Origin of the sequence: Mycobacterium sp. PS03-16 (assembly GCF_004570325.1) — a bacterium.
Classification (GTDB): domain Bacteria; phylum Actinomycetota; class Actinomycetes; order Mycobacteriales; family Mycobacteriaceae; genus Mycobacterium.
The window spans coordinates 1-22,422 of the sequence record NZ_SPQO01000039.1; the positions used below are offsets into that span (position 1 = coordinate 1).

The 22,422-nt window shown below is 69.2% G+C and carries 28 protein-coding genes, 1 tRNA gene and 1 pseudogene; 17 read left to right on the forward strand and 13 right to left on the reverse strand.

Annotation, left to right across the window (positions count from 1 at the left end):
• Positions 1–194 (reverse strand): annotated as a pseudogene (locus E4P42_RS23030) (TlpA family protein disulfide reductase); the annotation flags it as partial.
• A 15-nt stretch (positions 195–209) separates the two neighbouring features.
• A complete protein-coding gene (gene nth, locus E4P42_RS23035; RefSeq protein WP_167759598.1) occupies positions 210–890 on the reverse strand; it encodes an endonuclease III in 681 nt (226 codons plus the stop codon).
• Between the two features lie 252 nt (positions 891–1,142).
• Between nth and E4P42_RS23040 the strand changes: the two genes are divergently transcribed.
• Both E4P42_RS23040 and crp read left to right on the forward strand, forming a co-directional pair.
• On the forward strand, positions 1,143–1,448 hold the full coding sequence (locus tag E4P42_RS23040) for a hypothetical protein (protein ID WP_371287074.1): 306 nt from the start codon (positions 1,143–1,145) through the stop codon (positions 1,446–1,448).
• A gap of 101 nt (positions 1,449–1,549) precedes the next feature.
• The gene (gene crp / locus E4P42_RS23045; protein WP_135128429.1) at positions 1,550–2,224 is read left to right on the forward strand and encodes a cAMP-activated global transcriptional regulator CRP; all 675 of its coding nucleotides are present in this window, start codon (positions 1,550–1,552) and stop codon (positions 2,222–2,224) included.
• 65 nt (positions 2,225–2,289) lie between these two features.
• On the opposite strand, the gene E4P42_RS23050 is transcribed toward crp, so the two are convergent.
• The 3 genes from E4P42_RS23050 to E4P42_RS23060 are packed head-to-tail and all read right to left on the reverse strand — an operon-like array spanning position 2,290 to position 3,696.
• The gene (locus E4P42_RS23050) at positions 2,290–3,072 is read right to left on the reverse strand and encodes an MBL fold metallo-hydrolase (protein WP_135128430.1); all 783 of its coding nucleotides are present in this window, start codon (positions 3,070–3,072) and stop codon (positions 2,290–2,292) included.
• Between the two features lie 4 nt (positions 3,073–3,076).
• On the reverse strand, positions 3,077–3,538 hold the full coding sequence (locus E4P42_RS23055) for a RidA family protein (RefSeq protein ID WP_135128431.1): 462 nt from the start codon (positions 3,536–3,538) through the stop codon (positions 3,077–3,079).
• Positions 3,535–3,696: a DUF4177 domain-containing protein gene (locus E4P42_RS23060; protein ID WP_109762369.1), complete on the reverse strand. Its 162-nt coding sequence runs from the start codon at positions 3,694–3,696 to the stop codon at positions 3,535–3,537. Before E4P42_RS23060 ends, E4P42_RS23055 begins: the two co-directional genes overlap by 4 nt.
• A 56-nt stretch (positions 3,697–3,752) precedes the next feature.
• On the opposite strand from E4P42_RS23060, the gene E4P42_RS23065 reads away from it, so the two are divergent.
• Both E4P42_RS23065 and E4P42_RS23070 read left to right on the forward strand, forming a co-directional pair.
• Positions 3,753–4,772 carry an ArsA-related P-loop ATPase gene (locus E4P42_RS23065; RefSeq protein WP_135128432.1) on the forward strand — a complete coding sequence of 340 codons (1,020 nt, stop codon included), beginning with the start codon at positions 3,753–3,755 and terminating at the stop codon, positions 4,770–4,772.
• A 31-nt stretch (positions 4,773–4,803) separates the two neighbouring features.
• Complete coding sequence (locus E4P42_RS23070; RefSeq protein WP_135128434.1) at positions 4,804–5,934, forward strand: ArsA family ATPase; 1,131 nt, start codon at positions 4,804–4,806, stop codon at positions 5,932–5,934.
• Between the two features lie 32 nt (positions 5,935–5,966).
• Here E4P42_RS23070 and E4P42_RS23075 read toward each other — a convergent pair whose 3' ends face one another.
• Positions 5,967–6,323: a WhiB family transcriptional regulator gene (locus tag E4P42_RS23075; RefSeq protein ID WP_135128436.1), complete on the reverse strand. Its 357-nt coding sequence runs from the start codon at positions 6,321–6,323 to the stop codon at positions 5,967–5,969.
• Positions 6,324–6,606: 283 nt separating this feature from the next.
• Between E4P42_RS23075 and ponA2 the strand changes: the two genes are divergently transcribed.
• From ponA2 to chrA, 7 genes are all read left to right on the forward strand, one after another.
• Positions 6,607–9,051, forward strand: coding sequence for a transglycosylase/D,D-transpeptidase PonA2 (gene ponA2 / locus E4P42_RS23080; protein ID WP_167759594.1), 2,445 nt, complete (start codon positions 6,607–6,609; stop codon positions 9,049–9,051).
• Between the two features lie 85 nt (positions 9,052–9,136).
• Complete coding sequence (locus E4P42_RS23085) at positions 9,137–10,138, forward strand: metallophosphoesterase (RefSeq protein WP_135128438.1); 1,002 nt, start codon at positions 9,137–9,139, stop codon at positions 10,136–10,138.
• On the forward strand, positions 10,135–11,241 hold the full coding sequence (locus E4P42_RS23090; RefSeq protein ID WP_135128440.1) for a PLP-dependent cysteine synthase family protein: 1,107 nt from the start codon (positions 10,135–10,137) through the stop codon (positions 11,239–11,241). The genes E4P42_RS23085 and E4P42_RS23090 overlap by 4 nt, the downstream gene beginning before the upstream one ends.
• A 263-nt stretch (positions 11,242–11,504) precedes the next feature.
• A tRNA-Pro gene (locus tag E4P42_RS23095) sits at positions 11,505–11,578 on the forward strand.
• 130 nt (positions 11,579–11,708) lie between these two features.
• Positions 11,709–12,218 (forward strand): Chromate resistance protein ChrB, encoded by a 510-nt coding sequence (locus E4P42_RS23100; protein ID WP_135128442.1) that lies wholly within the window; start codon positions 11,709–11,711, stop codon positions 12,216–12,218.
• Entirely contained in the window at positions 12,215–12,646 is a 432-nt protein-coding gene (locus E4P42_RS23105) for a chromate resistance protein ChrB domain-containing protein (RefSeq protein ID WP_135128444.1), read from the forward strand. Before E4P42_RS23100 ends, E4P42_RS23105 begins: the two co-directional genes overlap by 4 nt.
• Complete coding sequence (gene chrA / locus E4P42_RS23110) at positions 12,643–14,064, forward strand: chromate efflux transporter (RefSeq protein WP_371287075.1); 1,422 nt, start codon at positions 12,643–12,645, stop codon at positions 14,062–14,064. Before E4P42_RS23105 ends, chrA begins: the two co-directional genes overlap by 4 nt.
• Here chrA and E4P42_RS27500 read toward each other — a convergent pair.
• Complete coding sequence (locus tag E4P42_RS27500; RefSeq protein ID WP_245234182.1) at positions 14,057–14,287, reverse strand: ANTAR domain-containing protein; 231 nt, start codon at positions 14,285–14,287, stop codon at positions 14,057–14,059. The genes chrA and E4P42_RS27500 overlap by 8 nt on opposite strands.
• Positions 14,254–14,769, reverse strand: a complete 516-nt coding sequence (locus E4P42_RS23115) for a GAF domain-containing protein (RefSeq protein ID WP_245234183.1) — start codon at positions 14,767–14,769, stop codon at positions 14,254–14,256. The genes E4P42_RS27500 and E4P42_RS23115 overlap by 34 nt, the downstream gene beginning before the upstream one ends.
• Before the next feature lie 87 nt (positions 14,770–14,856).
• On the opposite strand from E4P42_RS23115, the gene E4P42_RS23120 reads away from it, so the two are divergent.
• From E4P42_RS23120 to E4P42_RS23130, 3 genes are read left to right on the forward strand one after another with little or no spacing between them, the layout of a single operon-like run.
• Positions 14,857–15,282, forward strand: coding sequence for a PPOX class F420-dependent oxidoreductase (locus E4P42_RS23120; RefSeq protein WP_135128446.1), 426 nt, complete (start codon positions 14,857–14,859; stop codon positions 15,280–15,282).
• A gap of 46 nt (positions 15,283–15,328) precedes the next feature.
• Entirely contained in the window at positions 15,329–16,156 is an 828-nt protein-coding gene (locus tag E4P42_RS23125) for an acyl-CoA thioesterase II (protein ID WP_135128448.1), read from the forward strand.
• A 60-nt stretch (positions 16,157–16,216) separates the two neighbouring features.
• Positions 16,217–17,236 carry an iron-containing redox enzyme family protein gene (locus E4P42_RS23130; protein WP_135128449.1) on the forward strand — a complete coding sequence of 340 codons (1,020 nt, stop codon included), beginning with the start codon at positions 16,217–16,219 and terminating at the stop codon, positions 17,234–17,236.
• On the opposite strand, the gene E4P42_RS23135 is transcribed toward E4P42_RS23130, so the two are convergent.
• Both E4P42_RS23135 and E4P42_RS23140 read right to left on the reverse strand, forming a co-directional pair.
• Positions 17,216–17,443 carry a CDGSH iron-sulfur domain-containing protein gene (locus tag E4P42_RS23135; protein WP_245234184.1) on the reverse strand — a complete coding sequence of 76 codons (228 nt, stop codon included), beginning with the start codon at positions 17,441–17,443 and terminating at the stop codon, positions 17,216–17,218. The two genes, E4P42_RS23130 and E4P42_RS23135, sit on opposite strands and share 21 nt — an antisense overlap.
• On the reverse strand, positions 17,440–18,135 hold the full coding sequence (locus tag E4P42_RS23140; protein ID WP_135128451.1) for a HemK2/MTQ2 family protein methyltransferase: 696 nt from the start codon (positions 18,133–18,135) through the stop codon (positions 17,440–17,442). Before E4P42_RS23140 ends, E4P42_RS23135 begins: the two co-directional genes overlap by 4 nt.
• Positions 18,136–18,250: 115 nt before the next feature.
• Between E4P42_RS23140 and E4P42_RS23145 the strand changes: the two genes are divergently transcribed.
• Positions 18,251–18,904: a phosphodiesterase gene (locus E4P42_RS23145; protein WP_167759595.1), complete on the forward strand. Its 654-nt coding sequence runs from the start codon at positions 18,251–18,253 to the stop codon at positions 18,902–18,904.
• Positions 18,905–18,908: 4 nt separating this feature from the next.
• Here the strand turns inward: E4P42_RS23145 and E4P42_RS27100 are convergent, their stop codons facing one another.
• Positions 18,909–19,067: a hypothetical protein gene (locus tag E4P42_RS27100; protein WP_167759596.1), complete on the reverse strand. Its 159-nt coding sequence runs from the start codon at positions 19,065–19,067 to the stop codon at positions 18,909–18,911.
• A gap of 192 nt (positions 19,068–19,259) precedes the next feature.
• On the opposite strand from E4P42_RS27100, the gene E4P42_RS23150 reads away from it, so the two are divergent.
• Positions 19,260–19,502 carry a three-helix bundle dimerization domain-containing protein gene (locus tag E4P42_RS23150; RefSeq protein WP_209305855.1) on the forward strand — a complete coding sequence of 81 codons (243 nt, stop codon included), beginning with the start codon at positions 19,260–19,262 and terminating at the stop codon, positions 19,500–19,502.
• Here the strand turns inward: E4P42_RS23150 and E4P42_RS23155 are convergent, their stop codons facing one another.
• Together E4P42_RS23155 and E4P42_RS23160 are read right to left on the reverse strand one after the other, a co-directional pair.
• Complete coding sequence (locus E4P42_RS23155) at positions 19,503–20,489, reverse strand: LLM class F420-dependent oxidoreductase (protein ID WP_135128452.1); 987 nt, start codon at positions 20,487–20,489, stop codon at positions 19,503–19,505. It abuts the gene before it with no gap.
• A gap of 68 nt (positions 20,490–20,557) precedes the next feature.
• Entirely contained in the window at positions 20,558–21,022 is a 465-nt protein-coding gene (locus E4P42_RS23160; RefSeq protein WP_135128454.1) for a GatB/YqeY domain-containing protein, read from the reverse strand.
• 68 nt (positions 21,023–21,090) lie between these two features.
• Between E4P42_RS23160 and E4P42_RS23165 the strand changes: the two genes are divergently transcribed.
• On the forward strand, positions 21,091–22,422 hold the full coding sequence (locus E4P42_RS23165) for a glycerophosphoryl diester phosphodiesterase membrane domain-containing protein (RefSeq protein WP_371287076.1): 1,332 nt from the start codon (positions 21,091–21,093) through the stop codon (positions 22,420–22,422).

Here is a 22,422-nt window from a genome sequence, read left to right on the forward strand (position 1 = left end):
GGCAGCCCGGCCTCGGCGCGCGGGCCGGCCAGGGCCTCGGGGGTGTCGGCGTCGCGATGGTCGCGGGCCGGTGCCGGATCGCGGCCGCTGGGCGCCGACGGCGCGGGATCCTCGGTCAGTTGCAGGGACAGCGCGACGATCAGTGCGACCACGACGGTCAGCACAGCGACGGTCCAGCGGGTGGTGGTGCTCATCGGGACGGGGGCCGGTTACAACCCGGCCAGCGCCAGCAGGTGCTCGGTCTCCGGCCCCTTCACCAGCGCAGCGGCGGCTTCCCGGTCGGTAGGGCCGAGGCCGAAGGACGGACAGTCCTTGGCCAGCACGCAGACGCCGCATGCCGGCTTGCGGGCGTGGCACACCCGCCGGCCGTGGAAGATCACCCGGTGACTGAGCAGCGTCCACTCGCTGCGGTCGATCAGCTTGCCGACGGCGTGCTCGACTTTGACCGGATCCTCCTCGGCGGTCCAGCGCCACCGCCGCGCCAGCCGTCCGAAATGGGTGTCGACGGTGATGCCGGGGATGTCGAAGGCATTGCCGAGGATGACGTTGGCGGTCTTGCGCCCCACCCCCGGCAGCGTCACCAGGTCGTCGATGTTGTCGGGCACCCGCCCGTCGAACCGCTCCACCAGTTCCTGGCCGAGCCGGATCAGCGAGCTGGTCTTGTTGCGGTAGAAGCCGGTGGGGCGGATCAGTTCCTCGAGCTCCGTCCGGTCGGCCTGAGCGTAATCCCTTGCGGTGCGGTACATCTGGAACAGCGGCGGGGTGGTGAGGTTGACCCGCTTGTCGGTGCTCTGCGCGGACAGGATGGTTGCGACGGTCAGTTCGAGCGGGTTGGTGAAGTCCAGCTCGCAGTACACGTGCGGGAAGGCCACGCTCAGCGCGCGGTTCATCCGCCGCGCCCGGCGCACCAGCCCCAGCGGCGTTTCGCTGTCCCACTTCTTCGCGCGCGCGGCCGTGGCGCCTGCCGCCTGGCGGGTGGCGCCGGCCGGTCGGCGGGCGGGGGAAGCACCTGTGGTCACGACAGCCAGCGTAGCCAAGGGCACCGACATCACCCGTGGTCAGAGTGCCTCGAGACCGGTGGCGAATCGTGATCGCCTTGAGACTTCCGGCGTGTTTACTTCAGCCTTGTGTCCTGGTTGCTCGTGGGGTTCATACCCGGGTTGCTGATGCTGGCGACGTTCGCGCTCGAGCGACTCGAGGCCGGCCTCTCACGCGACACCGTGTCGACCTCCGATGTCGACGACTTCCTCGAGCGGTCCGGCGCCCGGGCCGTCCGCGAGAAGACACCCGTCGCCAGCGGCGCCGGGCACCGCCCGCTGCACGACCGGTTCGACCCGGTGGAGGCGCTGCCCACCCGCGCCGCCGACACCCCGCTGCCGACGCACATCTACATCCCGCACCAGCCGAATACGCAGTTTCACGCGACTCGGCATCCCGATCCTGTGTAGCGTTGGCACGTTGCGTGACCGGGTACCTCTAGACTGAACAGGCTTACCGGTAAGAGGTCGGCTTCGCATGTCAATTCACCCGAGAGCTTAAGAGGGGCAACGTGGACGAGATCCTGGCCAGGGCCGGAATCTTCCAGGGAGTCGAACCCAGCGCCGTCTCCGCGCTGACCAAGCAGCTACAGCCCGTCGACTTCCCGCGCGGGCACACCGTGTTCGCCGAGGGGGAGCCGGGCGACCGGCTGTACATCATCATCTCCGGCAAGGTGAAGATCGGCCGGCGCTCGCCGGACGGTCGCGAGAACCTGCTGACGATCATGGGCCCGTCGGACATGTTCGGCGAGCTGTCGATCTTCGACCCCGGCCCCCGAACGTCGAGCGCCACCACCATCACCGAGGTGCGCGCCGTGTCGATGGACCGCGAAGCGCTCAAGGCCTGGATCGCCGACCGCCCCGAGATCGCCGAACAGCTGCTGCGCGTGCTGGCCCGTCGTCTGCGCCGCACCAACAACAACCTGGCCGACCTGATCTTCACCGACGTGCCCGGGCGCGTGGCCAAGCAGCTGCTGCAGCTCGCGCAGCGCTTCGGCACCCAGGAGGGCGGCGCGCTGCGGGTCACCCACGACCTCACGCAGGAAGAGATCGCCCAGCTGGTCGGGGCATCGCGCGAGACCGTGAACAAGGCGCTCGCCGACTTCGCCCACCGCGGCTGGATCCGCCTGGAGGGCAAGAGCGTACTGATCAGCGACTCCGAGCGGCTGGCCCGCCGAGCGAGGTAGCGATTTCGGTGTGGTTGGTCGCGCCGGGCGCGACCAAGTGCACCCGAATCGTGCACCCGAATCGCTCAGGAGCGGAGGTAGTCCAGCTGCGCCTGCACCGACTTCTCGGCGGCGTCCCACAATTTCTCGTCGACGTCGGTGTAGACGTGTTCGACCACCCGGCGCGCCGAGACGTCCTCGCCGAGTTCCCGCAGCGCCGCCCGCACCTGATCGAGCCGCTCCTCGCGGTGTGAGAGGTACATCGCGGTGACCGCCTGCAGATCGTCGAGGTCGGGGCCGTGGCCGGGCAGCACCGTCCGGCCGCCCAGACCCTGCAGCCGCCGTAGCGAGTCGAGGTAGTCGCGCAGGCTGCCGTCGTCGTCATCGATCACGGTGGTGCCGCGGCCCAGCACGGTATCGGCGGTCAGCACCGCATCGTCGAGCAGGAACGACAGCGAGTCGGCGGTGTGGCCGGGGGTGGCCAGCACCGTGATGCGCAGTCCCGCCGCGTCGATCACCTCACCGTCGCTGAGCGGACCACCCAGCCCGCGCAGGAACCCGCTGCCCACCGATCGGACCACCGCCCCGGTGCGTTCGACGAGCTTGTCGATGCCGCCGGTGTGGTCCTCGTGTTTGTGGCTGATGAGCACCAAGGCGATGCGGCCGAGTCCGGCGATGCGCGCGATGTGCTCGTCGTCGTCGGGCCCCGGATCGACGATGACGTACTCGTCGCTGCCCGGCCCGCGCAGCACCCAGGTGTTGGTTCCGTCCAGGGTCATCAACCCCGGGTTGTGGCACAGCAGCACCGAGGCGGTATCGGTGACCGGCCGCAGCGCTCCGTAGGCCGGATGCTCGAGCGGCGCGGCCATCGGACTAACCGACCTCGACGATGATCTCGACCTCCACCGGCGCGTTGCGCGGCAGTTCCGAGACCCCGACCGCCGAGCGGGCGTGCGCGCCGGCGTCGCCGAACACCTCGCCGAACAACTCCGAGGCCCCGTTGATCACGCCGGGCTGACCGTCGAACCCGGGCGCCGAGGCGACGAACCCGACCACCTTGACCACCCGGGTCACCGCGTCGATGCCGACCAGGGCGTTCACCGCGGCCAGCGCGTTGAGCCCGCACAGCCGCGCCAGCTCCTTGGCGTCGCCGGGATCGACGTCGGCGCCCACCTTGCCGGTCCGCGCCAGCTCACCCGAGCGGATCGGCAGCTGCCCCGCCGTGTAGACGAGGTTGCCCGTGCGCACGGCGGGCACGTACGCCGCCAGCGGCGCCACCACGTCGGGCAGCTGGATGCCGAGTTCGGCCAGCCGGGCCGAGGCGGTTGCGGTCACTTCGGGCGCTTGAGGTAGGCGACGTGCTGCTCACCGGTCGGCCCGGGCAGCACCGAGACCAGCTCCCATCCGTCGGCACCCCACTGATCGAGGATCTGTTTGGTGGCGTGCGTCAGCAACGGGACGGTGGCGTACTCCCACCGGGTCGGTTCGCTCATGAGCCGAGCTTATCGGGCCGCACGGCCGCATCAAGACGCACAGCTAGCATGCAGGTGTGGCAACAACTACCAATGACGGTAGGCCCGTCGGCTGGCCGTCGCGACTGAGCACGGCCCGACTGCACTTCGTCACCGGCAAGGGCGGTACCGGCAAGACCACGATCGCCGCAGCGCTGGCGCTGGCATTGGCGGCAGGCGGACGGCGGGTGTTGCTCGTCGAGGTGGAGGGCCGCCAGGGCATCGCGCAGCTGTTCGACGTGCCGCCGCTGCCCTACAAAGAGGTCAAGATCGCCACCGCCGAGGGCGGCGGACAGGTCAACGCGCTGGCCATCGACACCGAGGCCGCGTTCCTCGAGTACCTCGACATGTTCTACAACCTGGGTCTGGCCGGCCGCGCCATGCGCCGCATCGGCGCCGTCGAGTTCGCGACCACGATCGCGCCCGGGCTGCGCGACGTGCTGCTCACCGGCAAGATCCGCGAGGTCGTCACCCGCGCGGAGAAGGGTAAGCAGCCGGTGTACGACGCGATCGTCGTCGACTCACCTCCCACCGGCCGGATCGCCCGCTTCCTCGACGTCACCAAGGCGGTGTCGGACCTGGCCAAGGGCGGACCGGTGCACTCCCAGGCCGAGAGCGTGGTCAAGGTGCTGCACTCGGACCTGACCGCCATCCACCTGGTCACGCTGCTCGAGGCGCTGCCGATGCAGGAGACGCTGGAGGCCATCGACGAGCTCAAGGACCTCGGCCTGCCGATCGGCAGCGTCATCGTCAACCGCAACATCCCGGCCTACCTGTCGCCGGAGGATCTGGCGAAGGCCGCCGAGGGCGACGTCGACGCCGACGCGGTGCGCGCGGGCCTGGCCGACACCGGGGTGACGCTGAGCGATGCGGACTTCGCCGGACTGATGACCGAGACCATCCAGCACGCCACCCGGCTGTCCGCGCGCGCTGAGACCGCCGAACAGCTCGAGCAGCTCGAGGTGCCTCGGCTGGAACTTCCGGCGCTGGCCGAGGGTGTGGACCTCGGCAGCCTGTACGAGCTGGCCGAGGCCCTGGCGCAGCAAGGCGTGCGATGAACGGAGAGATGAGCACCGTAGGAGGCGCACGATGAGCACCACCCCGACCACTCTGGACATGGGCGCGATCCTGCGCGACACCGCCAACCGGGTGGTGGTGTGCTGCGGCGCCGGCGGTGTCGGCAAGACGACGACGGCCGCGGCGATGGCACTGCGGGCCGCGGAGTACGGCCGCACCGTGGTGGTGTTGACCATCGACCCGGCCAAGCGGCTGGCCCAGGCGCTCGGCATCAAGGACCTCGGTAACACCCCGCAGCGGGTGCCGCTGGCGCCGGAGGTCCCCGGCGAGCTGCACGCGATGATGCTCGACATGCGCCGCACGTTCGACGAGATGGTGATCCAGTACTCGGGACCCGAACGCGGAGAAGCGATCCTGGACAACCAGTTCTATCAGACCGTCGCGACCTCGCTGGCCGGCACGCAGGAGTACATGGCCATGGAGAAGCTCGGCCAGTTGCTCGCCGAGGACAAGTGGGATCTCGTCGTGGTCGACACCCCGCCGTCGCGCAACGCGCTGGACTTCCTCGACGCCCCGAAGCGGCTGGGCAGCTTCATGGACAGCCGGCTCTGGCGGATGCTGCTGGCGCCCGGCCGCGGTATCGGCAAGCTCGTCACCGGCGCGGTCGGGTTGGCGATGAAGGCGATGTCGACGATCCTCGGTTCTCAGATGCTCTCGGACGCAGCGGGTTTCGTGCAGATGCTCGATACGACGTTCGGCGGCTTCCGCGAGAAGGCCGACCGCACGTATGCGCTGCTCAAGCGGCGCGGTACCCAATTCGTGGTGGTGTCGGCGGCCGAACCCGATGCCCTGCGGGAGGCGTCGTTCTTCGTCGACCGGCTCTCGTCGGAGAAGATGCCGCTGGCCGGGCTGATCCTCAACCGCACCCACCCGACCATGTGCTCACTGCATGCCGACAAGGCCGCCGAAGCCGCCGAGACCCTGGCCGAGAAGGATCCGGAGTCGCTGACGGCGGCGGTGCTGCAGATCCACGCCGACCGGGCGCAGACCGCCAAACGCGAGGTGCGGCTGCTGTCGCGTTTTACCGGTGCGAACCCGCATGTGGCGATCGTCGGGGTGCCGTCGCTGCCGTTCGATGTGTCCGATCTCGATGCGCTGCGGGTGATCGCCGATCAGATCACGGGAGCCACCGACGCCGCCTGAGGCGACGGTAGGGAAGCCGGGAGCGGATGCGCCTAGACGGCGCTGCGGTGTTTGCGCTGAGCGGAGAAGAACTCGGCCCAGGAAACAACCTCGGGGTGCTGCTTGAGCAGCGCGCGACGCTGCCGTTCGGTCATACCGCCCCACACACCGAACTCGACCCGGTTGTCGAGGGCGTCGGCGCCGCATTCGAGGATCACCGGACAGTGCCGGCAGATGACCGCGGCTTTGCGCTGCGCGGCGCCGCGGACGAACAGCTCGTCCGGGTCGGCCTGGCGGCAGCGGGCCTGGGACACCCAGGCGATCCGGGCTTCTGCCTGGGCGCTGGGGGCGGCGGTCGGGGAGGGAATGGTCATTGAGGCGTTACGCACCGCGGGCCGTGTACTTGACACCAGCGATCCCTTCGTTCCAGCCGCCGAACGGCGGCGAGTCCTCCGGTGTAGAACGCTGATGCGATCTACGCCACATTGCGCCAGATTGTGTGTCCTGGGTCGCACTGTGTGTCCAAGCTAGGTGGTCAGCGGCCTTTTACGCAACAGTTTGGTCGCGACTTTTTTGGGACGACCGTGCCGTCTGGTCAACTTCTTAGACTTCAGGCGTATTGGCGCGTCGCGTTGACAATGCGAATCGCGCTGCTCCGGCGGCACCGTCCCCGGGCGTCGTTACTCTGTACGCATGCCGCAGCGTCCCCCGAAGGCCGTCACGGTCATCAAGTTGGCCTGGTGCTGCTTGCTGGCCAGTGTGCTGGCCGCTGCCCTGATGTTCCCCGTCGTCGGCGGCATCGGCCTGGTGTCCAACCGCGCCTCCGATGTCGTTGCCAACGGCTCGGCCGCGCTGGTCGAAGGCGAGATCCCGCAGGTGTCGACGATGGTCGACGCCAAGGGCAACACGATCGCCTGGCTGTACTCCCAGCGCCGGTTCGAGGTGTCGAGCGAACAGATCGCCAACACGATGAAACTGGCGATCGTCTCTATCGAGGACAAGCGGTTTGCCGAACACAACGGTGTCGACTGGCAGGGCACGCTGACGGGTCTGACCGGCTACCTGCGCGGGGACACCGACACCCGCGGCGGGTCCACGCTCGAACAGCAGTACGTGAAGAACTATCAGCTACTGGTGGTCGCGCAGACCGACGCCGAGAAGCGGGCGGCGATCGAGACCACCCCGGCACGCAAACTGCGCGAGATCCGGATGGCGCTCACGCTCGACAAGACGCTCACCAAACCCGAGATCCTCACCCGCTACCTCAACCTGGTGTCGTTCGGCAACGGGGCGTTCGGCATCCAGGATGCGGCGCAGACGTACTTCGGGATCAACGCCTCCGAGCTGAACTGGCAGCAGGCCGCGCTGCTGGCCGGCCTGGTGCAGTCCACCAGCGCGCTGAATCCGTACACCAACCCCGACGGTGCCCTGGCCCGCCGCAACCTGGTGCTCGACACGATGATCGAGAACCTGCCCAACGAGGCCGAGGCGCTGCGCGCCGCCAAGGACCAGCCCCTCGGCGTGCTGCCGGTGCCCAATGAGCTGCCCCGCGGCTGCATCGCCGCCGGGGACCGCGCGTTCTTCTGCGACTACGCGCTGGAGTACCTGGCCCGCGCCGGTATCAGTAAGGAGCAGGTCGCCAAGGGCGGCTACCTGATCCGCACCACGCTCGACCCCGACGTGCAGGCGCCGGTGAAGTCCGCGGTCGACCAGTACGCCAGCCCCGATACCCCGGGGGTGGCCAGCGTGATGAGCGTGATCCGTCCGGGTAAGGAGTCCCACCCGGTGCTGGCGATGGCGTCCAACCGCACCTACGGCCTCAACTTGGACGCCAACGAGACGATGCAGCCGCAGCCGTTCACGCTCGCCGGCAACGGGGCCGGGTCGGTGTTCAAGGTCTTCACCACCGCCGCGGCGATGGAGCTGGGCATGGGCATCAACACCACGCTGCAGGTGCCCGGCTCGTTCCAGGCCAAGGGGCTGGGCAGCAGCGACCGGCCCGGCTGCCCGCCGGCCACCTGGTGTGTCAGCAATGCGGGCGGCTACCGCGGCAGCATGAACGTCACCGACGCACTGGCCACCTCCCCGAACACTGCGTTCGCCAAGCTGATCTCCCAGGTCGGTGTCCCCCGCGCGGTCGACATGGCGGTCCGGCTGGGCCTGCGCTCCTACGCGCTGCCCGGGACCGCCCGCGACTACGACCCGGAGAGCAACGAGAGCCTGGCCGACTTCATCAAGCGCCAGAACATCGGCTCGTTCACGCTCGGCCCGTTCGAGGTCAACGGGCTCGAGCTGTCCAATGTGGCGGCGACGCTGGCCTCCGGCGGCGTCTGGTGCCCGCCCAACCCGATCGCCCAGGTCCTCGACCGGCACGGCGAGGAGGTGTCGGTGACGACCGAGACCTGCGAGCAGGTGGTGCCCGAGGGCCTGGCCAACACCCTGGCCAATGCGATGAGCAAGGACGACACCGGCGCGGGGACCGCGGCCGGGGCGGCCGGGTCGGTGGGCTGGGACCTGCCGATGTCCGGTAAGACCGGGACCACCGAGTCCAACCGGTCCTCGGCGTTCCTCGGCTTCACCAATCAGCTGGCCGCGGCGAACTACGTCTACGACGATTCGCCCACCCCCGGTGAGCTCTGCTCGTTCCCCCTGCGGCAGTGCGGATCGGGCAACCTGTTCGGCGGCAACGAACCCGCCCGCACCTGGTTCGCGGCGATGAAGCCGATCGCCACGAACTTCGGCGAGGTGGCGCTGCCGCCGACCGATCCGAAGTACGTCGACGGCGGGCCGGGCTCACGCGTGCCGAGCGTGTCCGGGCTGACCCAGGACGCCGCCCGGCAGCGTCTGCGCGAAGCCGGTTTCCAGGTGGCCGATCAGGTCAGCTCGGTGAACAGCGGTTCGCGGGCGGGCACGGTGGTCGGCACCAACCCCAGCGGCCAGACCATCCCGGGCTCGATCATCACGATCCAGGTGAGCAACGGCATCGCCCCGCCGCCGCCCCCGCCACCGTCGATCAGCATTCCGAGTCTGCCGGGCGGGCCGCCGGCGCCGATCGGGCAGACGGTCGTCGAGATCCCCGGTCTGCCGCCCATCACGGTGCCGGTGCTCGGGCCGCCGCCCCCGCCCCCGCCGCCGTGACCGGCTCACGGTAGGGCGTCCCGGGCCCACCAGGTTCACGCGCGAGAGGCGGTGTGTGCCGACGACTGGCAGTAGGCTTTGGCGCATGGCCGCTGCACTGTCACGTTCGACGACACTGTCAGGGAGGACGAAGTCGTCGGCCACGCTGCTCAAGAATGCCGCCGCGCTGAGCGCGGGCTCGCTGGTCGCCGGGGTCGGGTACGCGTCGGTGATCGAACGCAACGCCTTCACGTTGCGTGAGGTGACGATGCCCGTTCTGACGCCCGGATCGTCCCCGCTGCGGGTGCTGCACATCAGCGACATCCACATGCGGCCCGGCCAGCGCCGCAAGCAGGCGTGGCTGCGTGATCTGGCTCGGCTCGAACCGGATCTGGTGGTCAACACCGGCGACAACCTGGCGCATCCGCGCGCGGTGCCCGCGGTCGTGCAGGCGCTCTCCGACCTGCTGTCGGTACCCGGCGTGTTCGTGTTCGGCAGCAACGACTACTTCGCGCCGCGGTTGAAGAACCCGCTCAACTACCTCACCAACCCCACCCACCGCGTGCACGGTGAGCCGCTGCCGTGGCAGGACCTGCGGGCGGCGTTCACCGAGCGGGGCTGGCTCGACATGACGCACAACCGCCGGGAGTTCGACGTCGCGGGTCTGCGCGTCGCGGTCGCCGGCGTCGACGACCCGCATCTCAAGCGGGACCGCTACGACACGATCGCGGGCGCGGCCACACCGACGGCGAACCTGGCGCTCGGGCTGACCCATTCGCCGGAACCCCGGGTGCTCGACCGTTTCGCCGCCGACAACTACCACCTGGTGATGGCCGGCCACACCCACGGCGGGCAGCTGTGCCTGCCGTTCTACGGCGCGATCGTCACCAACTGCGAACTGGACCGGTCCCGGGTCAAGGGCGCGTCGCGCTGGGGTACGGGCATGGCGCTGCACGTCTCGGCCGGGATCGGCACGTCGCCGTTCGCGCCGGTGCGGTTCTGCTGCCGACCCGAGGCCACGCTGCTGACGCTGATCCCCACGCCCACCGGTGGACGTGATACCGGGGTGCAGGCGGGCCGGTCGCCGTCGACCGTCTCGGCACGGTGACCGACCGGTCCTCGATCGCGGTCCGCAGTCAGCCCCGCGCCTGGGTCGGCAACGCCGTCCGGCTGATCGAGGCCGACGCCCGCCGCAGCGCCGACACCCACCTGCTGCGCTATCCGCTGCCGTCGGCGTGGTGCGACCACAGCGACGTCGCGCTGTACCTCAAGGACGAATCCACCCACATCACCGGCAGTCTCAAGCACCGGTTGGCGCGGTCGCTGTTCCTCTACGGGCTGTGCAACGGCTGGATCTGTGAGAACACCACAGTGATCGAGGCGTCCAGCGGGTCGACCGCGGTGTCCGAGGCGTACTTCGCCGCCCTGCTCGGGTTGCCGTTCATCGCGGTGATGCCGTCGTCGACCAGCGCGTCGAAGATCGCGTTGATCGAAGCCCAGGGTGGGCGGTGCCATCTCGTCGCCGAGTCGTCGCAGGTGTACGCGGAGGCGGAGCGGCTGGCCGGGGAGACCGGCGGGCACTACCTCGATCAGTTCACCAACGCCGAACGGGCCACCGACTGGCGCGGCAACAACAACATCGCCGAGGCGATCTACCAGCAGATGGCCGACGAACGCCATCCGATCCCGGAGTGGATCGTGGTGGGTGCGGGGACCGGCGGTACCAGCGCGACGATCGGCCGCTACATCCGCTACCGCCGCCACGTGACCGGGTTGTGTGTGGTGGATCCGGAGAATTCGGCGTTCTTCCCGTCCTACGCCCAGGGCGATCCGGCCGTGGTGACCGGTGCGTCGTCGCGGATCGAGGGCATCGGGCGGCCGCGAGTGGAACCGTCGTTCCTACCCGAGGTGGTGGACCGCATGATCGTGGTACCCGACGCGGCGTCGGTGGCGGCGGCCCGGCATGTCAGTCGGGTGTTGGGGCGGCGGGTGGGCCCGTCGACGGGGACGAATCTGTGGGGGGCGTTCAGCCTGCTGGCCGAGATGCGCGCGCAGGGGCGCAGCGGATCGGTGGTGACGCTGATCGCCGACAGTGGCGACCGCTACGCCGACACCTACTTCTGCGATGAGTGGCTGACCAGCCAGGGCATCGACGCATCCGACTCGGCCGAGGTGCTCGCCGAATTCGAACGGTCCTGCGCCTGGCCCTGATCGTCGCGCCCGCCGGACAGTGGCCCGTCGGCGGTCAGGAACAACCAGATGGCCGCCAGCGCGAAGAACCCCAGGTAGATGGAAGCTCCCAAGCCGGTCATATCTGCCTCATTCCCACTCGAGCGGCGCTCTGCCGTCATTGTGAACAACGCCACCGACATCTCCCGTCTTCCCCGCGTCGAACGTGATCCGTGTCGCCCGGGCGTGGGTGACCTCGTTTGGCTTTCCGAGGCACCGGTGCGATACCCTTTCAACGCTTCACGCGGGGTGTGGCGCAGCTTGGTAGCGCGCTTCGTTCGGGACGAAGAGGTCGTGGGTTCGAATCCCGCCACCCCGACTCGTGTTGGTGCAGCTGAGAGGCCTCGACCGGGACAGTCGGTCGGGGCCTCTCGTCGCTCAGTCGGCACTTTCGATGGCCGCGATTCAATCTCTCGACACCCGATTGAAACCGTGGTTACATCCGTTCCATGTCGCAGGCGCCGAGCGCTTCAACGGTCGAGTGGGTGCTCCTCAATTACCGCCTGCCGCGGGAGCCGTCCACACCCCGGATCACCATCTGGCGCAAGCTGAAGAAACTGGGCGTCGCCCAGATCGTCGACGGTGTGGTCGCCTTGCCGGCGGACGCCCGGACACGGGAACAGTTCGATTGGTTGGCCGACGAGATCGCCGAGCATGACGGGCAGGCCGGTGTCTGGGTGGCACGGTGCACCACAACCGACCAGGAGCAACTACTGCGATCGCAGATGACAGCTGCTCGGGTGACCGAATACAACGAGCTGAGCGCCGCGGTCAGTGCGACCGAGTCTCTCGACGCTCGCGCGCGACGCGCAGCGCTGAAACGTCTGCGCAGCCAGCTGCGGGCGATCACGCGGCGCGACTTCTTTCCCCCACCAGAACGAGAGCACGTCGAGACCGCACTGCGCAGCTTGGCCGAGGCCCTCGACAACTCCGACGCGGACGCGGAGGCCGTGCTGTGAGGTGGGCGACGCGTGCCGGTATCCACATCGATCGGGCCGCCTGCGCATGGCTGATCCGCCACTTCGTCGATCCCGACGCGGAATTCGTGTTCGTCACCGACGGTGAGTCGGTCCCCGACGACGCGACACCGTTCGACATGCGCGGCGTGGAACTGTCGCACCATCGTGGTGACTGCACCTTCGAAACCATCCTGCGTCGCTTCGAACTTCACGATCCAGTCCTATGGAGGATCGGCCAGATCGTGCACGAAGCCGACATCGAGGACGGGCGCTTCGACGCACCCGAGGCACCCGGACTCGACGTCATCCTGCGCGGGCTGTCCATGACCGGCAGCGACGAACAGACCCTGACCGTCGCCACCGCCGTCTTCGCGGGACTGTATGAGTACTTCCGGCGCAGCGTGACCCAAGGAACCACCCCCTCGTGAGCAACCGCGCTGATGACACACGGCCGAACCAGCAGCCGACGTCGGCACCGGCCCCGATCGGTGGCACCGACGTGGTGCCCTTCCGGGAGGCGCTGCGGGCATGGTTTCTGATCTCGCTGCAGACCTTCGGCGGACCGGCCGGCCAGATCGCCGTGATGCAACGCTTCCTCGTCGACGAGAAGCGCTGGATCGGTCAGAAGCGGTTTCTGCACGCACTCAACTACTGCATGCTGCTTCCCGGTCCCGAAGCGCAACAACTGGCGATCTACACGGGCTGGCTGCTCAACGGCACCCGCGGCGGCATCGCCGCCGGCACCCTGTTCGTCCTCCCCGGCGCAGTGGCGATCCTGGCATTGTCGGCCATCTACGTCGCCTTCGGCGACACGGTCGCCGTCTCAGCATTGTTCGCCGGTCTCGCCCCCGCGGTGTTGGCCATCGTGATCAGCGCGCTCTGGCGTGTCGGCAAGAAGGCGCTGTCCGGCCCGGGGCTCGTCGCCATCGCCCTTCTCTCCTTCATCGCGCTCAGCGTGTTCGCCGTCCCGTTTCCCGTGGTCATTGCCGTCGCCGCGGCAGTCGGGTGGCTGTTGGGACGCTACGCGCCACGTGCTTTGCGCCGCCCCTCCACCTCCGCGGCCGCCGCCGAGGACGGATCTGCTCCGCTGATCAGGGACGACGTACTGCACGAAGCCACACCCTCGCGTGCTCATACGATCAAGGTGCTGAGCGTCAGCGTGCTGGCCTGGGGGGTCCCCATGCTCGCGGTGGCGCTGCTGACGGGGCCGCACAGCGTGCTCACCACCCAGGGCATGTTCTTCACCGGTACCGCCCTGGTCACTTTCGGTGGCGCGTACGCGGTGCTGGCCTACGTGGCACAGCGTGCCGTCGAGGTCTACCACTGGCTGGCGCCCGGTGAGATGGTGCGCGGACTGGCACTGGCCGAGACCACACCCGGACCGCTGATCATGGTGGTGCAGTTCGTCGCCTTCGTCGGGGCTTACCGCAACCCGGGGAACGTGGATCCGTGGCTGGCGGCGACCCTGGCCGCCCTGCTGACAACCTGGGTGACGTTCGTGCCGTGCTTCATGTTCGTATTCCTCGGCGCCCCGTATGTCGAACGGCTGCGCAACAACACCCACCTGAGCGCAGCGCTCACCGGTATCACCTCAGCCGTCGTCGGTGTCATCGCCAACCTCGCCGTCTACTTCGCGTTCCACACATTGTTCGCCGAAACGCTCACCGCGGATCTGGGTGTCGAGGTGCAGCTACCCGACGTCACCACGTGGAGACCCTTGGCGTTGGCCATCGCCACCGTCGCGGCACTCGCCATCTTCGGCCTGAAATGGTCAGTGCTGCGCACCCTCGGACTCTGCGCACTCCTGGGCGCCGCTGCAGCTCTGGCCGGATTGCCCCTCACCTGACCTCACTCACCGATCCCGGGTTCGAATCCGCGCCGCCCTCATGGAGGTCGACGAGTCGACGGGACAGATCCACGAGTTTGACGTTCTGTTCTTGGGAGAGGCTCGCGAGCAGTTGGAACGCCTGCAGGCCGGTGATGTGGAAACGTTCCATCAGCATGCCCTTCGCCTGACCTATCACGTCCCGGCTGCTCAGCGCTCGGTCGAACTGCGCCTCGGAGGCCACCGCCGCCAGTGCGACCGAGGCGTGCTGGCCACGATGCGGCCCACGTTGAGGCTCTCCTCGTCGAAGGCCTTGGGTTCGGTGGCATACAGATTCAGCGCGCCGATGTTGCTGCCCACCACGAACAACTGGAAGGACAGTGTGCTGCGGACTCCGTGCTCGAGAGCGGCGCGGCCGAAGCGCGGCCAGCGCTGCTCGGTGGCGGTGTCCGCGATGTGCACCGTCCGATGCTCCCGCAAGGAGTCCAGACAGGGACCGTCGTCGAGGTCGGACTGCAAGGTGTCCAGCTTCTCGACGATGGGATCGGATGGCACGCGCGGCACAACCCGTTTGCCGTCGATGAACGAGATCCCCGCCCAGCGGGCGCCCGGCACGAGGGTGACCGCGCCCCGCACGATGGAGTTCAGCGTCGATTCGGCGTCCGCTTCGTGCTGCAACTCGACGGCCAGTGCGCCGAGGCGATGCGCCAGATCACCCGCCTCCATGCCACAGGAGTACCCAGAACGCCGTCCCGCTGATCTTGCGCCGTCCCGACAGCGCATGATCGACCCGTCGGCGGGCACCCTGTCCGGATGTCATCGCCACTCACCGACGGCGCGCGAGAGATGTTGTCGAAGCCCAATCCGGCCGTGATCAGCACCGTCCGCGGGGACGGACACCCGGTGTCCGCCGCCACCTGGTACCTCCTGCGCGACGACCGCCTGCTGGTCAACATGGACGTCGGCCGGGTCCGCCTGAACCACCTGCGCAGGGATCCGCGGGTCTCGCTGACCGTGATCGACGAGGCCGACTGGTACACCCATGTCACCGTCATCGGGCACGTCACCGACATCTACGACGACGACGGCCTCGCCGACATCGACGCACTGTCGCGGCACTATCAGGGCAGGGAGTACCCGGACCGGAACCGACCGCGGGTCAGCGCACTGATCGCGGTGGACCGAGTGCACGGCTGGGGCGCGCAGAAGAACAACGACCAACCCGACGGCCGGGGCTGAGCACCCGGATCGACCACCCAACCAAGTGGTCGATAGGCTCGCATCGATGACTGCGCTCGACGACTCCCCGTGTCACCACCGAGCCCACGCCGGGCCCAGCTGGATCGCCCGGCTGCTGGACTTCCGACGCGAGGGTGACACGTTCATCGCGCCGCAGGTCACCGGCGGTCCGGCGCACCGCCTGTTCGGCGGGTTGATCGCCGCGCAGGCCCTCGGCGCGGCCGGCGCGACGGTGGACTCGGCCAAGCGGCCGCAGTCGCTGCACTGCTACTTCGTGCGCGGCGGCCAGTACGGCATCGACGTCGAACTGCAGGTCGAGCGCACCCGTGACGGCCGGTCCTTCGACACCCGCCGCGTCACCGCGGTCCAGCAGGGCGCGGTGATCCTGGAGATGATCGCCTCGTTCCACCGCCCCGAAGACGGCGCCGACTGGTATCCGCCGCGCCCGGCCGCCCTTCCCCTCGACGAGGCGATGTCGAAGTCGCCGGGCCTGGAGGCGGTCGACCATTTCGAGATCCGCACCCGCCCCACCGACACCTCGCCGTTCGCCGTCCCGCCGTTCTGGATCCGCTGCCGCGACCGCATCGAGGACGATCCACTGATCCGCGCCTGCACGCTGACCTACATGTCCGACCTCGGGCCGGTGCCCGCGGCGCGGCCGGCCGGCGCGCCCGACGTCCCCGGCATGGGCACGGCGGCCTCGCTGGACCACTCGGTGTGGTTCCACCGGCCGTTCGACCCGCACGGCTGGCACCGCTACGAGGTGTCGCGGGCCAACAACAGCGACGCCCGCGGGCTGGCCATCGGTTCGCTGTACGCCCAGGACGGCACGCTGGTCGCCAGCACCACCCAGGAAGCGCTCTGGCGGTTCTGAATCACCGAAACCGTGGCGCCCGAACGGTTGAGCGACCAGTTCACGGGGTAACAAACCGAGGTGACGTCCGCGCCCATTCTGGTTGAACCGACATTGCCCGACGCCCGTGGCCCGCTTTCGCTGGCCGTGGTGAACACGCTCGCCGAGCGCGCGCCGCGCAACCACCTGTCCCGCATCGAAGCGTCGCTGGGCGACGCCGATCCCTACGGCATCGACCTGCACCTGGCGCTGTACGTCTGCTACGAACTGCACTACCGGGGTTTCGCCGGCGTCGACCCGCACTGGGAGTGGAACGCCGGGCTGCTGCACCTGCGGGGGCAGATGGAGCAGACGTTCCTGTCCGCGGTGCGCCGCGACGTGGGCGAGATCGGCCCCGACGAGACCGCCGCCGACGAGATGGCGGCGCTGGCCGTCGAGCCGGTCGACGGCGAGGGCCCGTCGTACTACCTGCGCGACAAGGGCACCTGGGAGCAGATGCGCGAGTACTTCGTGCACCGCTCGCTGTACCACCTCAAGGAGGGCGATCCGCACGCATTCGCCATCCCGCGGCTGACCGGACAGGCCAAGGCGTCGTTCGTCGCCGTCGAATTCGACGAGTTCGGCGGTGGCCGCGGTCCGAACCTGCACCAGCAGCTGTTCGCCGACCTGATGGCGGCCGCCGATCTCGACGCCACCTACCTCGGCTACATCGACGACGTGCCGGCCGAGGCGCTGGCGGCGGTGAACCTGATGTCGATGTTCGGGCTGCACCGGGCGCTGCGCGGAGCTGCCGTCGGGCACTTCGCGTCCACGGAGATCACCTCGTCGCCGGGGTCCCGCCGGCTGGTCGACGCGCTGGAGCGGATGGGCGCTCCGGAGGCCTGCATCGGGTTCTACCGTGAGCACGTCGAGGCCGACGCCGTGCACGAACAGGTGGTGCGCACCGACGTGGTCGGCGACCTGGTGGCGCGGGAACCGCAGCTCGACGCCGACGTCGTGTTCGGGATCCGGGCGCACGCCCTGGTCGAGGACCGGCTGGCCGACCATCTGATGGCGAGCTGGACCGCGGGCGAGAGCTCGCTACGCCGGCCGCTGACCTGAGGTCGTCGAGGCATCGGCGTCGCCGCGACGGCGGCGCCGGTGACTGGTATCGCAGAGCGGATAGTTCTTACTGCGCTTGCATGCGCACAGCGCGACCATGAACCGGTCGGACTCGACCACACTGCCGTCGGGCATCTCGATGCGCACCGGGCCCTCCACCATGATCGGGCCGCCCTGCACCACGCGCACGGTGCGGGCCTCGGTCACGGTTTGTCCGCCCGGATGACCAGCAGCTCCTCCTCGCGGCGGCCCGCATCGAGCCGGCCGGTCTCCTCCAGCCACTCGGCGCGCGCGGTGAGCACCGGACCGAACGGAATCCACTGCCAGGCAATCACATCGGCGTCCAGCCCGGCGCTCGACAGGGCGGCCAGCGTGCGCCGCGGGTCGGCGAACTCGGACTGCACCAGAAGCAGGCTGCCGCCAGGGGCCAGCAGCTCGGGCACGGCCTCGCACAGCGGGTCGAGCACCATCCGGCCGTCGTAGCCGGCGTCCCAGGCCCGGGCCGGTCCCGCGCTCGACGGCACCGGGTCACGCTCGGCGTCGGGATCGTGCGGCACGTACGGCGGGTTGCACGTCACCAGGTCGAAGGCGTCGAATTCCACTGCGCGCGCCCATGATCCGAGGTGAACGTCGACGTCGGCGCCGGCGGCGAGCGCGTTGCTGCGAGCGCAGCGCACCGCGCGCTGGCAGATGTCGAAGGCGGTGACCGATGCGGCGCCCTGCAGCGCCGCGTTGACCGCCACCACGCCGCTGCCGGTGCACAGATCCCCGACGCGGCGTCCGACGGCGAGGCCGGTCTTCTCCATCACGTCGATGAGCAGCTGCGAATCCTCCTGCGGCGCGTACACGCCTTCCGCGGCGACCACGGTGTCCTGCTCGCCGGTGTATGCAGTGGTCAACTTCGGCCTCTCGACGTCGCGGGGTCAATGCTGCGAGGATTAATGCCCTGTATCGCGACGGTTAAACCAGCGCCGGACCGTTTGCCCCCTGGTAGAGGCGGGCACCCCGCCAGGCGTGAAGATCTCCGAGGTTCTCGCGCTTCCCGTCGAGGTCGGCTCCGCGATCCGCCACCGTAAACTCTTCCACCCCGTCGGGGTGCTGGCCCGTGGCCGCATCGAACGTCTGGCCCCGCCAGGGCACGGGTTGCCGATCCAGGACGGTGACGTCACCGGCCGGGTGTCGAAGGCGGTCGGGCTGCCGGGTGCGATCCCCGACATCGCCGGGCTGGCGTGGCGGATGACCGTCGACGGCCGGCCGTGGGACGTGCTGCTGGCCACAACGGCCGTCAACCGGCTTCTGCTGCTGCCCACCTTGGAGTGGCAGGGCGCCACCTACTCGAGCCTCATGCCGCTGCGCTACGACGGTGGCGTGTGGTGGCTGCGCGCCACCCTGGTCACCGCACTCGACGGGTCCGGTCTGTCGCTGGACACCATCACCGAGCAGCTGTCGCGCGGCGACCTGGTGTACAGCATCGACCAGGCGGCCGGCAGCGGCGCATTCGGCCCGCTCGCGCGGTTGACGCTCTCCGAGGAGATGCCGCCCGATCGGGACCTGTCGTTCGATCCGACGCTGAACTCGGCACCGGGCGTCTCGCTGACCCCGGGGTGGCTGACCGACTTCCGCCGGGCGGCCTACCGGCGCAGCCGCGAGGGCCGCGACGCCGAGTGACGGCCTACTCCGGGTTCTCCTCGGTGTCCTCGGGCGTGGTCACCTCGGGCGCGACCTCGCGGGTCGCCATCCCGCCCTCGCGCCCCTCGTCGGTGGGGCCGGGTCGGCCGCCCTTGGGCTCGGCGGCGTGTTCCTCGTCATAGATACCTTCTCCGCGCGGCACGGCACGCTCCTTTCGTCACCGGCCGGATTACCCGGCGGCCGATCGGCTCAACCGGTAAATCCCCGGTGCAACAGGCCATTCGATGAAGCGTCGCCGCCGACGCTGTGATACATGTCTCGCGCCGAACACTCGACAAGCCCGGCCGGGCTGTGATGCCGCTGACGTTGACCGTTAACAACGCGCGGCCGTTAGATGTCCTACGTGTTGAAGAAGACCGAACGCGATCTGATCAGCGACGTCGAGAACCGGCTCGTCGAGAAGTTCGCCGAACTCCCCGCCGCCCGAGTGTCCGCCGCCGTCGACCAGGCCCATGCGCGCTTCGCGCAGAGCAGAATCCGGGACTTCGTTCCGCTGCTCGTGGAGCGCCGGGTCACCAGCGAACTGGCCCGTCACACTCACGACGCGCCCGTCGCCCGCGAACTCGTCTCGGTCTGATCAACTGGCCGCGGAGCGAAGCTTCTCGAGCAGCGGCCCCGCGGCCTCGGCCAGGAACCGGTCCTGTCCTTCATCGCCCACCTGCACCAGGGCGATGTCGGTGAAGCCGGCCTTCCAGTATTCGCTGACCGCCTCGACAATGGCGTCCAGGTCCGGTCCACAGGGAATCGATCCCGCGGTGTCCTCCGGCCGGACGAACTGTGTGGCCCCGGCGAATCCCGCGGTGGTCGGGAGATCCGAATTCACCGCCCAGCCTCCGGCGAACCAGCGGAACTGATCGTGCGCCCGGGCGACCGCGGCCTCGCGATCGGTATCCCAGCAGATCGGAATCTGACCGATCACCCGCACTTCACCCGGCAGCCCCGTGGCGCGACGCTCGTCATGCCAGGAGTCGACGAGTTCCTTGTTGGGTTCCACCGCGATCAGATGGTCGGCCAGCGGTGCCAGCGCCTCGACCGAACGATCCCCCGACACCGCTGCGGCGATCGCCACCGGCACCTCCGGAAGATCCCACAAGCGTGCGGAATCGACCTCGTAGTACTCGCCTCGCCAGTCCACCACCTCACCGGTGAACAGTTCCCGGATGATCTGGATCGCCTCGCGCAGCATGTCCAAACGTCGTGCGACCGTTGGCCATCCGCGTCCGACGACGTGTTCGTTGAGGTTCTCCCCACTGCCCACGCCGAGCGTGAAGCGACCGTCGGCCAGAATCTGCAGGGTCGCGGCCTGCTGCGCCACGATCGCCGGGTGGTAGCGCATGGTCGGGCACGTGACGTAGGTGAACAACTCGACGCGCTCGGTGACGTGGGCGACCGCGCCCAGCGTGGTCCAGGCGTTCGGCGCGTGCCCCTGCGCGGACAGCCACGGCGAGTAGTGGTCGCTGGAGACCTCGAAGTCGAATCCCGCCTTCTCGGCCGCGGCGGCGTACCGGACCAGATCTTTGGGGCCGCTCTGCTCGGTCATCAGGGTGTAGCCAAAGCGCGTCATGGGCCACGGAGTAGCCCGTGTCGGACCCGGGGAAACGACGGCAACGACGGCGCCGCGCCCGAGTACAGCTAGAGCTTTGCCTTCACCGCCGCCGAAAGGCGGGCGCCGTCGGCCTTGCCTGCCGCGAGCGCGGCGGCCGCCTTCATCACCTGACCCATCTGCTTCATCGAGGGCCGTTCACCGAGTTGTTCGGCGACCTGCGCCATCGCGGTGTCGACGACGTCGGCGAGTTCGGCGTCGGTCAGCGGGGTGGGCAGGTACTCGTCGATCACCTGCGCCTCGGCGCGCTCGTTGGCCGCCAGATCGCCGCGGCCGTTCTGTGTGTAGACCTCGGCCGCCTCACCGCGTTTGCGGGATTCGCGGGCGAGCACCTTGAGCACGTCCTCGTCGGTCAGCTCGCGGGCCTGCTTACCCGACACCTCTTCGGTCTGTAGCGCGGCGAGCAGCATTCTCAGTGTGGCAGTGCGCAATTTGTCCTGCGACTTCATCGCGGCGGTGAGGTCCGCACGCAGCCTGTCCTTGATCTCCGCCATGTAGGGAAAGCTACGCGCCCGCCGCTGCGATGCGGTCCACGTTGTCATTTACCGTGCCGATCGACAGGATGGTGATCATGAGCAACGATGCCGACGGGACCGGTCAACCCGGCCCGCCGCCGCCGGCACCGCCGCAGTCGACTCCCCCGCCGCCGGGGTATGCAGGCCAGCCGGCGTATCCCGGACCCGGGGGGACGCCGCAGCCCGGCTACCCGCCGCAGGGCTACCCGGCACCGGGCTATCCGCCGCCCGGCTACCCACCACCCGGCTACCCACCGGCCGGGTACCAGCAGCCGTACCCACCGGCCGGGTATCCCCCGCCCGGTTACCAGCAGCCCTACCAGCAGCCCGGCTACCCGCCGCCGGGATACAGATACCCGCAGCCCGGTTACCCGCCACCGGGATACGGCTCGTACGGGGCCGGGGTGCTCAAACCCGGTGTCATTCCGCTGCGTCCGCTGACGCTGTCCGACATCTTCAACGGCGCGATCAACTACATCCGGCGCAATCCCAAGACCACCCTCGGGCTCACGGCCGCGGTGGTGATCGCCGCGCAGATCATCGCTTTGGTGCTGCAGGTGCTGATCCCGCTCGTCTCCACCGGCAGCGTCGACCCGACCCTGACCGAAGAGACGGTCTCCACCGGCGACGTCGTGGCGTTCACCGCGTCGTCGCTGGTCGGTTCGGTCACTACCGCGCTCGCCGCGATCGTGCTCAGCGGCATGCTGACCGTCGTCGTCGGCCGCGCGGTGTTCGGCGCCGACATCACCGTCGGCGAGGCCTGGCAGCGGGTGAAGGGCCGGCTGCCTGCGCTGCTCGGCTTCACCGTGCTCGAGGCGCTCGCGATCATCGCGGTAGTGGCGATCGTCGTGTTGGTGATCGCCATCGCGGCCGCCGCCGGCGGTGCCGCCGCCGGCTTCCTGGTCGGCGCCCCGCTGGTCATCGCGGCCGTCCTGGGCATCGCCTACGTCGCCACGATGCTGATCTTCACGCCCGCGCTCATCGTGCTCGAGCACCTGGGCGTCCTGGCCGCGGCCAAGCGCTCCTTCGCGTTGATCAAGAACGACTTCTGGCGGGTGCTGGGCATCTGGCTGCTCGCCGCGCTGGCGACCGCGGTGATCGCCGGCGCCGTCGGGGTGCCGTTCAGCTTCGGCGGCCAGCTGCTGGCCACCTCGGTCGGCTCCAACGCCGGGGCGCTCGCCGGGCTGGTCCTGATCGCGATCGGCGGGGCCATCGGGCAGATCCTCACCGCGCCGTTCAGCGCCGGCGTCATCGTGTTGCTCTACACCGATCGCCGCATCCGGGCGGAGGCGTTCGACCTGGTGTTGCAGACCGGCGCCGCCGGACCCGGCGGCCCGGCGCACTCCACCGACCACCTCTGGCTGACCCGCCGCCCGTGA

Coding starts and splice junctions, on each gene's coding strand:
- E4P42_RS23160 (WP_135128454.1), bottom strand. CDS start 21,022: ATGGCGGAGATCAAGGACAGGCTGCGTGCGGACCTCACCGCCGCGATG.
- E4P42_RS23070 (WP_135128434.1), top strand. CDS start 4,804: ATGAGCACCACCCCGACCACTCTGGACATGGGCGCGATCCTGCGCGAC.
- E4P42_RS23115 (WP_245234183.1), bottom strand. CDS start 14,769: ATGGAGGCGGGTGATCTGGCGCATCGCCTCGGCGCACTGGCCGTCGAG.
- nth (WP_167759598.1), bottom strand. CDS start 890: ATGAACCGCGCGCTGAGCGTGGCCTTCCCGCACGTGTACTGCGAGCTG.
- E4P42_RS23155 (WP_135128452.1), bottom strand. CDS start 20,489: ATGACGCGCTTTGGCTACACCCTGATGACCGAGCAGAGCGGCCCCAAA.
- E4P42_RS23050 (WP_135128430.1), bottom strand. CDS start 3,072: ATGGCCGCGCCGCTCGAGCATCCGGCCTACGGAGCGCTGCGGCCGGTC.
- E4P42_RS23150 (WP_209305855.1), top strand. CDS start 19,260: ATGTCCTACGTGTTGAAGAAGACCGAACGCGATCTGATCAGCGACGTC.
- E4P42_RS23165 (WP_371287076.1), top strand. CDS start 21,091: ATGGTGATCATGAGCAACGATGCCGACGGGACCGGTCAACCCGGCCCG.
- E4P42_RS23125 (WP_135128448.1), top strand. CDS start 15,329: ATGACTGCGCTCGACGACTCCCCGTGTCACCACCGAGCCCACGCCGGG.
- E4P42_RS23060 (WP_109762369.1), bottom strand. CDS start 3,696: ATGAGCGAACCGACCCGGTGGGAGTACGCCACCGTCCCGTTGCTGACG.
- E4P42_RS23100 (WP_135128442.1), top strand. CDS start 11,709: ATGTCGCAGGCGCCGAGCGCTTCAACGGTCGAGTGGGTGCTCCTCAAT.
- E4P42_RS23120 (WP_135128446.1), top strand. CDS start 14,857: ATGTCATCGCCACTCACCGACGGCGCGCGAGAGATGTTGTCGAAGCCC.
- ponA2 (WP_167759594.1), top strand. CDS start 6,607: ATGCCGCAGCGTCCCCCGAAGGCCGTCACGGTCATCAAGTTGGCCTGG.
- E4P42_RS23085 (WP_135128438.1), top strand. CDS start 9,137: ATGGCCGCTGCACTGTCACGTTCGACGACACTGTCAGGGAGGACGAAG.